Source organism: Psychrobacillus antarcticus, assembly GCF_029533155.1.
Classification (GTDB): domain Bacteria; phylum Bacillota; class Bacilli; order Bacillales_A; family Planococcaceae; genus Psychrobacillus; species Psychrobacillus antarcticus.
In genome coordinates, this window is the sequence record NZ_JAIZDB010000033.1 from 1 (window position 1) to 13989 (window position 13989).

Below are 13989 nucleotides of genomic sequence, written 5' to 3' on the forward strand. Positions count from 1 at the left end.
GGAAATTATATAGATTATTACAACTCAGAACGAAAGCAATGGGATTTAAAAAAGATGGCTCCGGAAGCATACCGAAACCATCTCATCGCAGTCTAAACTACAAACTCTCTTTTTATTAAGTTGTCTACTTTATAGGGCTCAGTTCAAAGATCAATAGGTCTTCTTTTTTATATCTGTCTTATCTTATGCAGTTGTACTTTTTTTACTTCTTACGCGCTTCTGCTTCGTCTAAAATTTCTCTTCGAAAACCTTCGATACTTTCTTTTCGGCGTTCATTTTTCTCTCGGATAGCTTCTCGATCATTGCCGGTAGTGTGTTCCATTGTTTCTTCGGCAGCCTCCATATTTTCCTTCGTATTATTCACCATTTTCTTTAACTTTTTCAAATTATCTGATCGATCATCTGGTTTCGGCTTATTGTTCTCAGTCACTTTTATTCCTCCTTGAATTTTTTTATCATACTCAAATTATTCTTCCCTAACTTCGAAAAAAAATTCGCTGGTTTAAGTTTTTCTTTTATTTCCTGGAATAATATCTTCATATTGGGACAAGATAGTAGAAGAAAATGATGAAGGGCGGTAATGGTTATTACTACAGAATGGTTTGACAGAGTTACAGAAGAGCTACAGGATCACTTGAATTCGATTTGCGAGGAGTATGACCAAGTAGGTCATATGAATATTAATCGCGCTTCTAAACACCCAAGAATTGAATTTTTTGTTAGTACTGATGAAGAGGCACGTGACTATTTTTGTACCATTCTGTTTGATCCATATAACGAAGAGTTCTATGTAGAAAGCTTCGATATTGAACTTCTCCAAGCAACTAGAATAATATTGGATGATATTACGGATATTATAGATGCTGTTCATGAAAGCTTTCACGAGTTTCTTACACACGATAGTGATAGTGAATTGGTTTATTTGGATGATGATGACGAAGAATACGATGACGATGATGAAATCACGATTGAAGAAATTGATGTGGAATGGGAAACTCCGGAGGTCACAGCATTTCTAATTGATGATAAAATTGAAGTAACTTATCAGTTCGGGGTAGACAGTTCCAATGGCGATGGCGTTCTCCGTAGAGTGAATCGAGTTTGGGTAGACGATGAGGTGCTCGAGGATGAAAGTACCTTTACTTATAAAAAAGATGAAGCCAGTACTATTATCGCGATGATCGCCAGCCATATGGATAGCCTGGTCGGATATGATGAAATTATAGACCTTTAATATTAGCACTCTCAATTGGACAAGTCGCCAGTTGGGGGTGTTTTATTGTACTCAAAAACTAATCACTTAAAGAGATATTCTGATAAGATGAAAGTAATTATAAATGGAAATGGAGAACATAACTTGAAAACCTTCAAAAAAATGTATATTGAAATTACTAGCGTTTGTAATCTTGCTTGTAGCTTCTGTCCACCGACAAGTAGAGCAAAGAATATTCTCAAACTGGATGCATTTAATAAAACATTGGATGAAATACGACCACATACAAAATATATTTACCTCCATGTGAAAGGTGAACCCCTTTTACATCCGCGGGTCGACCAATTATTAGACGCTAGTCATGCCAAGGGTTTTAAAGTCAATATTACGACAAACGGTACGCTTATCAATAAAAATAGACATAAACTGTTAGGGAAACCAGCACTTCGCCAAATCAATTTCTCTTTACATAGTTTCGATGGTCATGAAGGATCCGAAAATCGCGAAAAATATTTAGGAGATATTCTAGATTTTGTACGAGAAGCCAAGGAACATAATATTATTAATTCCTATCGGTTATGGAACTTACAGAGGGATGAGGTTTCAGAAGATGCACAGCGTAGAAATCGTGAAACATTGGAAATACTTGAAAATGAATACAATCTAGATTTTAATATTGAAGAAAAAGTACAACCAGGTAAAGGGATAAAAATTGCCCATAATATCTATTTGAATCAGGACCATGAGTTTCAGTGGCCAAGTTTACTTGCTCCAGAGGATAATGGAAAAGGATTCTGCCATGCTCTTCGAAACCAAGCAGCTATCCTTGTAGATGGAACCGTCGTACCATGCTGTCTAGATGGAGAAGGTGTGATTGACCTAGGGAATATCCATAATGATTCATTCTCAAACATTATTGAGAGTGAACGAGCGAATAATTTGTATGATGGATTTACAAGAAGAGAAGCTGTTGAAGAAATGTGCAGAAAATGTGGATATAGACAGAGATTTGGTGTTTGATGCACTTATTGTTGGATACAAAAGAATCCGAATGGTAATATTATATTTTTAGAGAGGAGAGATATATACATGGAATTTCTAACACTTAGTAATGGATTGAAAATCCCTCAAATTGGTTTTGGTGTTTGGCAAGTTGATAACGAAACAGAAGCTCCAGCTGCTGTAGAAGAGGCTCTTCGCGTGGGCTATCGTCATATTGATACCGCAGCTACTTACGGTAACGAAGAAGGAGTGGCAAAAGGAATTGCTGCTTCTGGTGTGGCTCGTGAAGATATCTTCCTAACTTCAAAAATTTGGAACGATGACGTTCGTGCAGGCCGTACAAAAGAAGCATTTCAAGAGTCCCTTAACCGTTTAAACACGGACTATCTAGATTTATGCTTAATCCATTGGCCAGTTGACGGTATTGTGGAAGCTTGGCGTGCACTGCTTGAGCTGTACAATGAAGGAAAAATAAAGTCAATTGGTGTATCTAACTTCAAAGAACATCACTTGGAGCAATTAGAGGCAGCTGGATTGATGACGCCTATGATCAATCAAATCGAGCTACACCCCCAATTACCACAGCAGAACTATGTGAATTATTTATCCGACAAAGGTATTCATGTAGAAGCTTGGAGCCCTCTTATGCAAGGGAAATTCTTGGATTTTGATTTATTCCACCAGTTGGCTGAAAAATATGGGAAGTCTCCATCACAAATTGTGCTTCGCTGGCACTTACAATTAGGACGAGTTGCTTTACCAAAATCGATTACTCCTAGTCGTATTCAAGAAAACTTTAATGTCTTTGACTTCAAATTATCGTCTGAAGATATGGACGCAATTGCTAAACTAGCTACAAATGTTCGCATGGGTCCTGACCCAGACGAAATTCAATTCTAATAGAAAAAAGCCGGAAGAAGTGTCTAAACTTCTTCCGGCTTTTTTCATGTATTATTCTTCTGCTATAACTTCGAAAGAATAAATTGTTGTAGTATTGTACTCATCCTCTGCTCGCAGAATTGAAGACTGAAAGATGGGGATGATGAATAGAATCAGGTGGACCTTGCGTTTCCAGGCATAAACCTAAATAGTCTCTTAGTTGTACGCCTCTCATTATTTCAGAGTTACCTAAGTTATTTCCTGTATAGAGAACAACCGCAGACTCTGTCGTTTTTACTACCAGTTTACGGGTCATCTGTTAATACCATTTCTCTAAGTCCATTTTCTTTCAGTAAAAATGGATGGTCGTAACCGTTGCCGATTAATATATTTTGCGCGTGATCAGAAGCTGCTCCATCAGCAATTTTACGACTTTTTCTCAAAACCGTTATTATTTCTTACTGTAAATAATGTAACCGGCAGACCGTCTATAAACCCAAAAAGTTTCTCTTGCACTAACACTCAGCAATCCAATCCTCTCCTATATTACTTTATCTCTACGAGTTCACCTGTTTGTATAGATTGATAACAAGCCTCTATTACTTGCATATTATTAATAGTAGAAATTCCTGTAATTTCCGGATCACCATTCGTTTGTATTACATCCGAAAAATGCTCCACTTCTAGTCGATATAGATCCCCGTATATATTTTCTTCACGGATTATATCTGCGACTTGAGTAATAACTTTTCCCACTCCCCCGTTATTATCTGGTCGAAAGGCAAAGGGTGCTTTGATCGTGCCTTTTGTACCTATTACTTCATATTCATTTCTTCCGGTCATATCAAAACTGCAGTCAAACATAGCTCGAATTCCTCTACCCATGTTCAAATATCCAAATGAACTCATATCTACGCCAGTTTCAGGATCTAGTTCCGCAAAGCATTGAACAGAAATTGGCTCGGAATCTAATAAATAGCGTATGACATGGATGCTATAACAACCAACGTCATAAAGAGAACCTCCACCCATTTCTTTGTCCATTCTAAATTTATCAACACGTGATTGTAAGTGAAAGGAATGACTCGATTTAATAAGCTTTATGTCCCCAATTTCCCCTGATGTTATAATTTCTTTCACACGCTGATGCTGTGGGTGCAACAGATACATATAGGCTTCCATGAATTTTACATTGCTTTCATGACATACTTCTACCATTTCTTCTGCTTCCAAGGCTGTTAACGCAACTGGCTTTTCGCATAGTATATGCTTTCCTTGTTTAGCAGCTTTAAATACCCATTCCTTATGTAAATGATTAGGAAGAGGAATGTAAACAGCTTCAATATCAGGATCTTGAAGAAGCTCTTCATAGCTTTCATAAGCTTTAGAGATACCGAATTTGGAAGCTACTGGATGTACTTGACTTCCTCGACTCGAAATAGCAATTAGCTCCGCATTACTTGCTCTGCCAATTGCGGGTATTACTTGTTGCTGTGCTATATTCGCTGTACTTAATACTCCCCACCGAATTTTCCCCATCTAATCATCCACCTTTACTTGTGCATATTCCACTAAAAATTCATCCCTTCCATATTCGCTATATTACCTGTAAAATCCTTCAATAGTTCCTTTACGATTGTGCCGCAGCCTTCATCATGAAGCAATGATATTTAGAATGTCCCATATCAATGCTATCCCTCCTTTCTCCTTTGAATTCAATTAGTCGCAAAAGAGTCGTTCAAAAGGTTCTTTTGAACGACTCTAATATGTTATTCTTGCATACTGCAAACAACTTGTCCGACTGCTTTCGCTGCAACTAATAGTGCATCCTCGTCGATATCAAATTTTGGATGATGGTTGAAGAATGGTTTTTCAACGCCTTTTGGTGTACATCCGATATAGAAGAAACAAGCAGGGAATTTTTCTGCATAGTAGGCAAAGTCTTCCGATGGTGCCATTGGTGGGACTTCTTTTACTTCAGTAATTTCTTTTACATTCGCATTTTTCAATGCTTCCGCCACTTTTTCTGTAAGTTCAGGATTATTGTACAAAGGTGGATAGTCTGGTGTATACGTAAGTTCACAAGTTACGTCAAACTCTTCTTCCAGTCCTTTGACAAGACGTCTTACTTCACGTTCAATCGTTGCTTTCGTTTCAACCGTCATGTAACGGATATCACCTTCAAGCTCGACACTATCTTTAATAACATTAAAGGTACCTGCTCCATCAAACGATCCAATTGTAATTACTCCAATTTCAAATGGACTTAAACGGCGGCTTACGATGGTTTGAACTGCAGTTACAAAATGAGCACCCGCAACTATTGCATCATTTGCCAAGTGAGGAGAAGAACCATGTCCACCTCGGCCTTGTATTTTTAGTTTCATATAAGCTCTACCGTTGAACACATAGCCTTTGTTGTAACCAACCACGCCAGCAGGTGCAATTGGTAGTAGGTGAATTCCAAACACTTCATCTAGATCATCCAACAACCCAGATTCTACAATGCTTTTTGCTCCACCTGGTGGAACTTCTTCCGCATGCTGATGAATGATTTTAATAGTTCCTGCGAGTTCGGATTTCAGTTGAATTAAACAATCGGCAAGAACTAACAAGTAGGCCGTATGACCATCATGTCCACATGCATGCATGACACCCTCTGTTTTCGACTTGAAGGGGACAGGTGTTTCTTCGACAATTGGAAGTGCATCAAAATCTGCACGCAAACCAATTGTTTTTCCTGGTTTTTCACCTTTTATAGTTACAATAATTCCGTAACCATTGCCGACATTTGTTTGTACATTAACGTCTTTTCCTTTGTAAAAGTCAGCAATATATTGAGCCGTTTTTTCTTCTTTAAATGATAATTCAGGATTTTCATGTAAAAAACGGCGAATTTGAATCATTTCATCTTTTCGTTCATCCAATATTTCCATTAATTTGTCTTTCATAACGAATTCCCGCTTTCTGAAGCAGCCAAGCGTGTTGATCGCTTGTCCTTTCTTTTTATCTTGAAAAAGGTATATACACGCCAACTTGTGTATTCGGAACTACTTTTTTCAATGTATGATGAAGCTTTTCATAAATACGTTGTAGCTCTTTCACATCGACCGCAGAATAATAGAACTCGTAGTAAAGAATATGCCATTTAATCACATAGGCCTCACCATACACTAACAAACAATGATGTAAAAACCCGTTCAGTTTGATGAAATATGGGTCTTCATCCATTGATATATCTTGATAGTCAACATGGCTAAATATAGATAGCTCATGCTTCTTTAAAAAGTTAATAGCAAGATCTGCTGTAAAGTAAGGAGAAGAAGTAGAAATAAGTTCGTCTGTTTCTACAGTTGGAAGAAATATGGTATTACATATCAAGTTTCGAATGCCGATGAAATTGAGTCGTAGTTCATCTTTTCCGTTAGTACCTGCTCTCTTACATCTTCTCGTAAAATTTCTTTTAACTCTCGTATCATCAAGACATGATCTGGTCTGCAAATGACTTTGTATTTGGAAAACGACTTTTCATGGCAATAGAAGAAATCGAATCCTTTGTATAGAGTAAATCCTTCACACTTTGTTTAAGTCGAATATTCATAAGAAACCGACTAAAACCCATGTCCATTACCTTCTTAAAATAGTGGGATAAGTAGTAACCTGGAGACACAAATGTTTTGTGAGCCATCTACTCTAGTGTAACTGGCTCATGAAAATACTCCTCCAAATAATCAACGATTTGACTAATTCGTTGATCCTCTGTATTTATCTTTTCAAATACACTTCCTTCTTCCTTAAAACGGCGAATAAGGATTAATAGAACTTCACTTGTGAGTCGTTGCATTTCAATTGTATAGATTTCTTCATAATAGGTAATCACCAATTCGCCAAAGAATGTCCTAAGCTGGTCGAGTAAAATTTCTCTCCCCATATCGATATCACCTGAAAAACATTCAAAACACCGATTCCTATATTCTCCATAAAACTGATCCATATATGATCTGAAATGAAAAACCGGAGAACGCTATTTTGTTTATTTCCTTCCTTTTCAAAAGCTCATTTCGATTAATGATGAGCAAGTCCTTATCCTTTAGTTGATTTATCCAATTTCTTGTTTCAACCTTAAGTTCCCCATCGATTACTAAAACAATTTCGATTCCCCGATTCAACGAGGGTACTACATAACCGATTTTTTTATTCGAAGATGAAAGTCATTTTGTTGTTCATCCACACAAGTCATCACCTAACCCTTTTTTGTTGCTACTTTTGAGATATCCTCTATTATATCTCTTTAAATATAAAGATTACACGATTCGTGTTAAAGCGAAATTTTTTCTTGGAAGGGAATTTATCAAGGGGAATTTTGATACTTTATTAGTGCGTACTTTATCAAATATATATACATTTTTTCTGTTTTTCAAACCATATTAAGTGGGCATCAAAAAAATCGTCGAGAGGGGTTTTCTTATGAAAAATGGTACTCATCCAAGGGCTAATAAAAGAGGTTCTATGGCGAAACGACCAAATAGTAAGAAAGAAGAGATTTCTCTAGAGTTAGCCGAGCTTGGTTTTTTAACACCGAAGCAAGGGTCAATGTCTCCAAATCGACGTGATATGAGTGAGAGGGATAGATCTTACTAAATCTAAGATGTCAAAAACGGACACAACAATGCGTTGTGTCCATTTTTTGTACATTATATTTTACACCTATACGTTCTTATTATTCATTTTGATATACCCATTGTTGTAATGCTTTTTGATATCGTGATATCATCCAACCTAAAATTCTCCCTATAAAATAAGCAGCAACTATTGTTCCTATGCCAATTGATCCAAATGACTGTATGAAAACTAACCCAATGGCTGCTGAGATAATAACATTTAGTAAATCACTCATTATTTTTGCTTTACTAAATTTGATTTTGAACCGTTCGCTTATAACATAAGTTAAAGCATCATAGGGCATCAGTGGAAGTTTTGCAGTAAAATACCCGATTAATGCGGCCGATACGACAAATAAACTAATAATTAGATAGACACATCGTAATACGATTGATTCAGGCGGTGGTAGTAGTTGTACGAGGAATAATGTGGAGTCCATAAAGAATCCAAACACAACCGAAATAAGTAGCTGAAGTATTAAATCTTTAATATCAATACGTTTGTTTAAAATGATTTGCACTACAATAAATAAAATATTTGCAAGAACTGTGGTAATTCCGATTGATAATCCTGACGTTAACACTAGTGCATATGCCAAAGAAGAAACTGGTGATACACCAAGCCCTGCCTGAATAGACAAACTAACACCAAGTGTCAATAAAAATAAGCCACCAACGTATAAAACAAGGCGCCTTATTGTAACATTCTTATGATCCATATATAGCTTCGCTTCCTTTTCTAATCTCCTATTTATCTTAACACTGCATTTAAGATATGAAAAATATATATATGATAAACTATTCATATGAAAATACATATAAACAGAGGTGCATAAATGGATATTCGACAATTACATTACTTTAGAGAAATTGTAAAACAGTCCAGCATTTCTAAAGCTGCAGAAGCACTTCATATCGCACAGCCACCACTCAGTCAACTCTTAAAAAAACTAGAAACAGAGCTTGGCACAACTCTAATCCATCGGTATCGTAAAAAATGGGAACTGACTGAAACAGGGGAAATATTATATCGATATGCGGATCAAATGATTATGCAAATGCAGGATGTGAAACAAAGAATTCAAGAAATAGAGCAAGGTGTAGCTGGAACTGTACGTATTGGTGTTTCTTCCGCATGCTCGAATATGCTGATCGACTATATTAGCATGTATAGAACACAATTTCCAAACGTCAAAATCAGTATTATTAACGGTAACTCTGAAGAATTATTAAAACGACTCGAACAAAGAGAAATAGATCTTGCATTCCTTTTACGTCTAAGCAATAGCGAGCACTATGAGATGAAAATATTAAAAAAACAACCTTATGTCGTAATTGTCCCAACTAGCTGGGCTACACCATTTTCACACCAACACGTAACATTTAAACAAATTGCCAAATTACCCTTCATCATGTTGGGAGCGATGGAAGGCCATTCTTTTCATGGAGATATACGTAAAGCGTTTGAAGAACATCATATAGAACCAAATATTATAATCGAGTGTAAGGATATATCCATGGTAGCAACACTTGTCAGTAAAGGTTTGGGAGTATCCATCATTCCAAGCATGGATTATGCATCTACTTTTTTAGAAAACCTAACACTATTTGAATTGAAAGAATTTAGTCATAATGTGGAACCTGTCATCTTAAAACTAAAAGATGCACCTACTTCAAAAGTAGCCGGTCAATTTTGGGATATAGTAGATTAATAAGGCTTAGCAAGGTATAGAAATTATATTCTATGTTGATAATAATAAATTTTTTTTAGAGTTTTGGCACTGGAATGGTGAAATGCGAGAAATAAACGAAAGCTGGATAGTAAAAGAATACTTTTCTTCGTGGAGCATATATACAGAATAGAAACTTAGATATTTACTTTTTGGTGAAGGGAGAATTTCATGCGTAATTTAGTAAATGATAATCTGTATGAAACGAGAAATAACTTAATAAAGGAGGTTGCTTCATTAAGTTATTCCCAATTTAATTATAGGCTTAGTATCGATATGTGGAGTATAGCACAAGTTTGTCATCACTTAGTTTTAGCGGAACAAGCAACAATAAAGGCTATTGCATGGGGATTAAAAAAGGTTGATAATACGCAAACAGAACGTAAAAACGTTCAACTTATTTTGGATCGAACGAATAAGTTTAAAGCTCCCGAGATCGTTGAACCAGATGTAGAACCATTTGAATTTGAGTCAATCATTGATTTGTTAAACAATTCGAGAGAAAATTTTCTGACCTTTCTTAGCACGATGGAGGATAAATCGATATTGACGGAAAGATCAATAAAGCATCCTGCTTTAGGTGAATTACCACTTGACCAATGGATTGAACAGGTATATTTGCATGAACAGCGACACATAGAACAAATAAAAGAGATTAAATTACTTTTAGATGCGAAGAATTAATAAACAGATTCCTGCTTAAGTAAGGGGAAAAAGAATTTTTAACTATGTGAAATAATAAAAGACCCATACCAATAAAGCGGTAACGGGTCTAATTTTGTGAAAAAACTATAGTAATTTAGAAAGGATTTGTCGCTAATAGACTTGCTGTTTTCACGTAAATTCTTGGATTCAATTTTAATTGTGAAATGATGAAATCGGCAATGTCTTCTGGTTGCATAAATTGGTCGACTTTATCTTTATCTACTAAAGATGAATTTATAGCAAGCTCAGTTACTACTGTACTTGGAGTCAGTGCTGTCACCCGTATATTATTTCGGCGAACTTCTTGAGCCAATGATTCTGTTAGTCCAATAACACCAAATTTAGATGCACTATAAGCACTTGAACCAGGTGCTCCGTTTAATCCATTTGTAGAAGAAATATTAATAATATCTCCTCCATTTTTTTCGATCAATTGTGGAAGCACTGTATGAGTTACATAATAAGTACCCATTAAGTTAACATCAATAATCTTCTTCCACCCCAAAGGATCCGTATCAACTAGTTTCTCAAAGCCGCCAATTCCTGCATTGTTTATTAATATATCGGCTGTGCCTAATTCATTCGTTAATTTTTCAATTGCTTGCTGCACTTGTTCTAATGAAGAAACATCTGCTGCTGCATAAGCGACTTTAACACCTAAGCCATCTATTTCCTTCGCTACATCCTTTAACGCTTCCTCTGTTCTTGCAAGTAATCCAACATTTACTCCTTCTTTTGCCAAAGCAATAGCTATAGCTTCGCCAATACCTCTTCCTGCACCCGTTACAAATGCTACTTTACCTGTTAATGATTGTCCCATGTTTAGCAACTCCTTTGTATTTAATATTCTCTTACTATCATAATCCTCTAAAATGGAAAACTCCAATTAGCCAACTCCACTAGTAAAATCATAAAAGCTTTTCGTTATTCGTCAACCACATTTTTATTAATTTTAAAGTCCCATGAACCCAGTATTCACTAGATACTTTTATATACTTACTATTATTCTGCAAGCAAAAGACCCGAGAGAAGTGATTATCACTTTTCTCGGCCCTTTTTAGTCTTCTACTGGTAACCAGCCTTTTACATTCATTAGTCTATCCCATAATGGATCTGGAATGACTAATTCCTCCTGAGCATGTCTAGAAAGCGTTTTACGTATTTGATCTTCCCCACCCGCTTGGACTTTCTCGATCCACTTCGGTTCCATTAGTAATTCACGACCTAACGCAACGAATGGGACTCCTGTTTCGAGTGCTTCTACCACTTCATCAGGTGTATGCAATGAACCTACCCCAACTACAGGTGTACGATTCCCTATTTTTTCATGTACCTTAATGATTCTTGACTGCGTTTTATCTTCTTCGCGGAAGGAGCCATTCCAAAAATGATTAACAGACACATGTAAATAATCTAATCCTTGATCTGCCAGCTTATCGACAAGTTGAAGTGTATCTTCCAATTGAATTCCTGGATTACTACCCTCTTCTGGAGAAATACGGTAACCAATGATAAATGGAGATTTTGCGTGTTCCTGTATTGCTTTTTTGACAGAATCTACGATTGCTAAAGGAAACTTCATCCGATTATCAAGGGATCCGCCCCATTGATCTTCTCTTCTATTAGAATGAGGCGAGAAGAATTGCTGCAATAAATAAGTGTTCGCCCCATGGATTTCTACTCCATCAAAGCCTGCTTCTATTGCTCTTCTAGTAGCATCTCCAAAAGCTTGTATGGTCTTATTAATTTCATCCTCTGTCATCGCTCTCGGAACTATTGCGCCATCTCGTTCTGAAGCAATTGCACTTGCCGAGACTGGTTGTTGATCTGGCAGTAGTTGTGGCGGTGACTGTCTGCCACCATGATAAATCTGTATAATAGCTTTTGTTCCATTCGACTGAATTGTTTGCGCTAGTTTTTTTAATCCTGGAAGGAATTGATCATCGTCTATACTGAATTGCCCTGGAAATCCTTTACCACCTTTGATCACATATGCACAGGCGGTGATGAATGTACCGACTCCACCAGAACGCTCTTTATAATAGGCTAGCTCTCTTTCAGAAACTTCTCCATTTTCTTCCGAGGAATAGTGAGTCATTGGAGCGACCATTATTCGATTTTTCACTTCTACTCCTGATGGAAACGTAAATTTTTGAAATATCTTTTCATATTTTTGCTTCATTTTATTAACTCCTTTACTAGCCATTCCTTAGAAGGACAATGTATTATCAATATCAATACTACAGAACTTATCGATAATCTTCCAACAATCTGCCACATAAAAGATCCCTATGCCGCACACACTCAAAGATAATGTGTGACACAGGGATTTATTTATTGCTCGGACCTAATTTTTTCTATTTCCTTCACCCAAGCATCAATGTTTTGGTGGATGCGTTCATACTCATCATCGACCTCTTTAACTTTGCCGGATTTTAGTTGTTTATTATTAACAAGGAGCTGATCTTTATGCTGATTGACCTTCTCGGTAAGTTCCTCTCCTTGATCCTTTGTAATCACCTCTTCAGAAACTAATAATTGAATCATTTCCCTAAAACGACTACTTTCTATGTTGACTGCATTATTTAGTTTCATGGACAGTTGTCCGATGGAATATTTTGCGTTAGAAACTGCAAAACCATTTGGCCCTGAGAGCTGAATATAAACTACATCTGTCATACTTGGGAAAACCCATTTTTCTGCAATGCTATTATTTAGTTCTTCGCTATTGTCAGCAGAAATATACTCTCCATTTCCTGCTTCAGCTACCACTTTTAACTGGTCTTCTCCTTTTTGATCCACATTAAATCCAATAATATTTACCTTGCGATTTTCGTTACCCTGTGCAAATTCTTTTGCCGCTTTAACTGGGTCTCCATCACAGGTTTCTGCTCCATCACTAACAAAATAAACCGTTAATGGACCTTCCATGTTTTTACTTTCTTCATGAACAGTCTGAATAGCGGCAGCTAGTGGTGTCCATCCTTTGGCAGCCACATTATCTACCGTAGCATCAAATTCTTTTTCCTTATAATTTTGCAATGGAAATACTTCATCTATTTTTGTACATGAAAGTTGCTTGTCTTTATCTTCCTGTGTTCCTGCGTGTCCATACACATAAAGGGAGACTTCATTGTCTTCTCCTAAAGTTTTCGCAAATCGCTTAACTGCAATTTTGGCTATACCCATTTTTTGCTTACCATCCACAGAGAGTAGCATACTTGAACTCGCATCCAATAACAGAAAAGCTTTTGTCGGAACCGCCTCCTGATTCCCACCCTCAACTCCAAACTCCTTAGTCGGTTTTGGCAAATACGGCTCGGTCATTACTGCAGCATAGTTCATTTGCTTATCTATTAAATCCTTATATACATTGCTTCCAAAGTAATAACGCAGTGCCTGGAACATTGTATCTGTGTCATCAGCTGCTGCTATCACAGTTTCTAACTCTTTCTTTTCCTTTGTACTTAGTTCTCTAGCTTCTTGGGGCCAGCTAGAAGTTTCATAATCTAATGTGTAGTCAAGAGCGAATAATCCAGGCTCGACATCCTTCAATTCTTCTATTGTAGTAGGAATTACCACTTGGTCGATTACACTAAAATCCGCTTCCTTAAATTCTGTCTTCCCCACTGCTTGTTTTTCTTCTACCTCCGTCTCTTCGACTTGCTCTGTAATCTTAGCTTCTTCACTTTCGCTACAGCCCGAGAAAAGCAAAGCCAGTAATGCAACTGGAATAATTTTTCTAAACATCGAAGACCTCCTTTTAACGCATTACTCTCTATACGTATGTAACCTATAT

19 protein-coding genes are annotated in these 13989 nt (G+C 36.7%); 7 read left to right on the top strand and 12 right to left on the bottom strand.

Annotated features, from left to right (window positions below; all coding sequences use genetic code 11):
* The first annotated feature begins 9 nt into the window (after window positions 1-9).
* Window positions 10-96 (top strand): IS3 family transposase, encoded by an 87-nt coding sequence (locus tag LDK52_RS15940; RefSeq protein ID WP_407081798.1) that lies wholly within the window; start codon window positions 10-12, stop codon window positions 94-96.
* A 106-nt stretch (window positions 97-202) separates the two neighbouring features.
* On the opposite strand, the gene tlp is transcribed toward LDK52_RS15940, so the two are convergent.
* Entirely contained in the window at window positions 203-430 is a 228-nt protein-coding gene (tlp, locus tag LDK52_RS15945; RefSeq protein WP_277586934.1) for a small acid-soluble spore protein Tlp, read from the bottom strand.
* 156 nt (window positions 431-586) lie between these two features.
* Here tlp and LDK52_RS15950 point away from each other — a divergent pair, with 156 nt between their 5' ends.
* From LDK52_RS15950 to LDK52_RS15960, 3 genes are all read left to right on the top strand, one after another.
* Window positions 587-1234 (top strand): hypothetical protein, encoded by a 648-nt coding sequence (locus tag LDK52_RS15950; protein WP_277586972.1) that lies wholly within the window; start codon window positions 587-589, stop codon window positions 1232-1234.
* A gap of 123 nt (window positions 1235-1357) precedes the next feature.
* Window positions 1358-2233 carry a radical SAM/SPASM domain-containing protein gene (locus LDK52_RS15955; protein WP_277586973.1) on the top strand — a complete coding sequence of 292 codons (876 nt, stop codon included), beginning with the start codon at window positions 1358-1360 and terminating at the stop codon, window positions 2231-2233.
* A gap of 69 nt (window positions 2234-2302) precedes the next feature.
* Window positions 2303-3115, top strand: coding sequence for an aldo/keto reductase (locus LDK52_RS15960; RefSeq protein ID WP_277586935.1), 813 nt, complete (start codon window positions 2303-2305; stop codon window positions 3113-3115).
* Window positions 3116-3215: 100 nt separating this feature from the next.
* Here LDK52_RS15960 and LDK52_RS20150 read toward each other — a convergent pair whose 3' ends face one another.
* From LDK52_RS20150 to LDK52_RS15990, 7 genes are all read right to left on the bottom strand, one after another.
* Window positions 3216-3410, bottom strand: coding sequence for an aldose epimerase family protein (locus LDK52_RS20150; RefSeq protein ID WP_407081829.1), 195 nt, complete (start codon window positions 3408-3410; stop codon window positions 3216-3218).
* Window positions 3400-3537, bottom strand: coding sequence for a hypothetical protein (locus LDK52_RS15965; protein WP_277586936.1), 138 nt, complete (start codon window positions 3535-3537; stop codon window positions 3400-3402). Before LDK52_RS15965 ends, LDK52_RS20150 begins: the two co-directional genes overlap by 11 nt.
* A 103-nt stretch (window positions 3538-3640) precedes the next feature.
* Window positions 3641-4633, bottom strand: a complete 993-nt coding sequence (locus LDK52_RS15970; protein ID WP_277586937.1) for a Gfo/Idh/MocA family protein — start codon at window positions 4631-4633, stop codon at window positions 3641-3643.
* A gap of 230 nt (window positions 4634-4863) precedes the next feature.
* Complete coding sequence (locus LDK52_RS15975) at window positions 4864-6045, bottom strand: amidohydrolase (RefSeq protein ID WP_277586938.1); 1182 nt, start codon at window positions 6043-6045, stop codon at window positions 4864-4866.
* Between the two features lie 55 nt (window positions 6046-6100).
* Window positions 6101-6475, bottom strand: a complete 375-nt coding sequence (locus LDK52_RS15980) for a hypothetical protein (protein WP_277586939.1) — start codon at window positions 6473-6475, stop codon at window positions 6101-6103.
* A gap of 97 nt (window positions 6476-6572) precedes the next feature.
* Entirely contained in the window at window positions 6573-6782 is a 210-nt protein-coding gene (locus LDK52_RS15985) for a helix-turn-helix domain-containing protein (RefSeq protein ID WP_277586940.1), read from the bottom strand.
* Complete coding sequence (locus LDK52_RS15990) at window positions 6783-7025, bottom strand: hypothetical protein (protein WP_277586941.1); 243 nt, start codon at window positions 7023-7025, stop codon at window positions 6783-6785.
* Between the two features lie 536 nt (window positions 7026-7561).
* On the opposite strand from LDK52_RS15990, the gene LDK52_RS15995 reads away from it, so the two are divergent.
* Window positions 7562-7735 carry a hypothetical protein gene (locus tag LDK52_RS15995; RefSeq protein ID WP_277586942.1) on the top strand — a complete coding sequence of 58 codons (174 nt, stop codon included), beginning with the start codon at window positions 7562-7564 and terminating at the stop codon, window positions 7733-7735.
* A gap of 79 nt (window positions 7736-7814) precedes the next feature.
* Here the strand turns inward: LDK52_RS15995 and LDK52_RS16000 are convergent, their stop codons facing one another.
* The gene (locus tag LDK52_RS16000) at window positions 7815-8474 is read right to left on the bottom strand and encodes a YczE/YyaS/YitT family protein (RefSeq protein WP_277586943.1); all 660 of its coding nucleotides are present in this window, start codon (window positions 8472-8474) and stop codon (window positions 7815-7817) included.
* Between the two features lie 117 nt (window positions 8475-8591).
* Here LDK52_RS16000 and LDK52_RS16005 point away from each other — a divergent pair, with 117 nt between their 5' ends.
* On the top strand, window positions 8592-9467 hold the full coding sequence (locus LDK52_RS16005) for a LysR family transcriptional regulator (RefSeq protein WP_277586944.1): 876 nt from the start codon (window positions 8592-8594) through the stop codon (window positions 9465-9467).
* Window positions 9468-9656: 189 nt separating this feature from the next.
* Window positions 9657-10169 (top strand): DinB family protein, encoded by a 513-nt coding sequence (locus tag LDK52_RS16010; RefSeq protein ID WP_277586945.1) that lies wholly within the window; start codon window positions 9657-9659, stop codon window positions 10167-10169.
* A 115-nt stretch (window positions 10170-10284) separates the two neighbouring features.
* On the opposite strand, the gene LDK52_RS16015 is transcribed toward LDK52_RS16010, so the two are convergent.
* From LDK52_RS16015 to LDK52_RS16025, 3 genes are all read right to left on the bottom strand, one after another.
* Window positions 10285-11010 carry a 3-ketoacyl-ACP reductase gene (locus tag LDK52_RS16015; protein WP_277586946.1) on the bottom strand — a complete coding sequence of 242 codons (726 nt, stop codon included), beginning with the start codon at window positions 11008-11010 and terminating at the stop codon, window positions 10285-10287.
* A 237-nt stretch (window positions 11011-11247) separates the two neighbouring features.
* Window positions 11248-12372 (bottom strand): NADH-dependent flavin oxidoreductase, encoded by a 1125-nt coding sequence (locus LDK52_RS16020; RefSeq protein WP_277586947.1) that lies wholly within the window; start codon window positions 12370-12372, stop codon window positions 11248-11250.
* A gap of 152 nt (window positions 12373-12524) precedes the next feature.
* The gene (locus tag LDK52_RS16025) at window positions 12525-13940 is read right to left on the bottom strand and encodes a vWA domain-containing protein (RefSeq protein WP_277586948.1); all 1416 of its coding nucleotides are present in this window, start codon (window positions 13938-13940) and stop codon (window positions 12525-12527) included.
* Window positions 13941-13989: the final 49 nt, after the last annotated feature.

Bases quoted from the DNA above. Each gene is read 5' to 3' on its own strand.
- LDK52_RS16005 (WP_277586944.1), top strand. From the start codon at position 8,592: ATGGATATTCGACAATTACATTACTTTAGAGAAATTGTAAAACAGTCC.
- LDK52_RS16025 (WP_277586948.1), bottom strand. From the start codon at position 13,940: ATGTTTAGAAAAATTATTCCAGTTGCATTACTGGCTTTGCTTTTCTCG.
- LDK52_RS15960 (WP_277586935.1), top strand. From the start codon at position 2,303: ATGGAATTTCTAACACTTAGTAATGGATTGAAAATCCCTCAAATTGGT.
- LDK52_RS20150 (WP_407081829.1), bottom strand. From the start codon at position 3,410: ATGACCCGTAAACTGGTAGTAAAAACGACAGAGTCTGCGGTTGTTCTC.
- LDK52_RS15970 (WP_277586937.1), bottom strand. From the start codon at position 4,633: ATGGGGAAAATTCGGTGGGGAGTATTAAGTACAGCGAATATAGCACAG.
- LDK52_RS15995 (WP_277586942.1), top strand. From the start codon at position 7,562: ATGAAAAATGGTACTCATCCAAGGGCTAATAAAAGAGGTTCTATGGCG.
- LDK52_RS16000 (WP_277586943.1), bottom strand. From the start codon at position 8,474: ATGGATCATAAGAATGTTACAATAAGGCGCCTTGTTTTATACGTTGGT.
- LDK52_RS16015 (WP_277586946.1), bottom strand. From the start codon at position 11,010: ATGGGACAATCATTAACAGGTAAAGTAGCATTTGTAACGGGTGCAGGA.
- LDK52_RS16010 (WP_277586945.1), top strand. From the start codon at position 9,657: ATGCGTAATTTAGTAAATGATAATCTGTATGAAACGAGAAATAACTTA.
- LDK52_RS15990 (WP_277586941.1), bottom strand. From the start codon at position 7,025: ATGGGGAGAGAAATTTTACTCGACCAGCTTAGGACATTCTTTGGCGAA.
- LDK52_RS15985 (WP_277586940.1), bottom strand. From the start codon at position 6,782: ATGGCTCACAAAACATTTGTGTCTCCAGGTTACTACTTATCCCACTAT.
- LDK52_RS15975 (WP_277586938.1), bottom strand. From the start codon at position 6,045: ATGAAAGACAAATTAATGGAAATATTGGATGAACGAAAAGATGAAATG.
- LDK52_RS16020 (WP_277586947.1), bottom strand. From the start codon at position 12,372: ATGAAGCAAAAATATGAAAAGATATTTCAAAAATTTACGTTTCCATCA.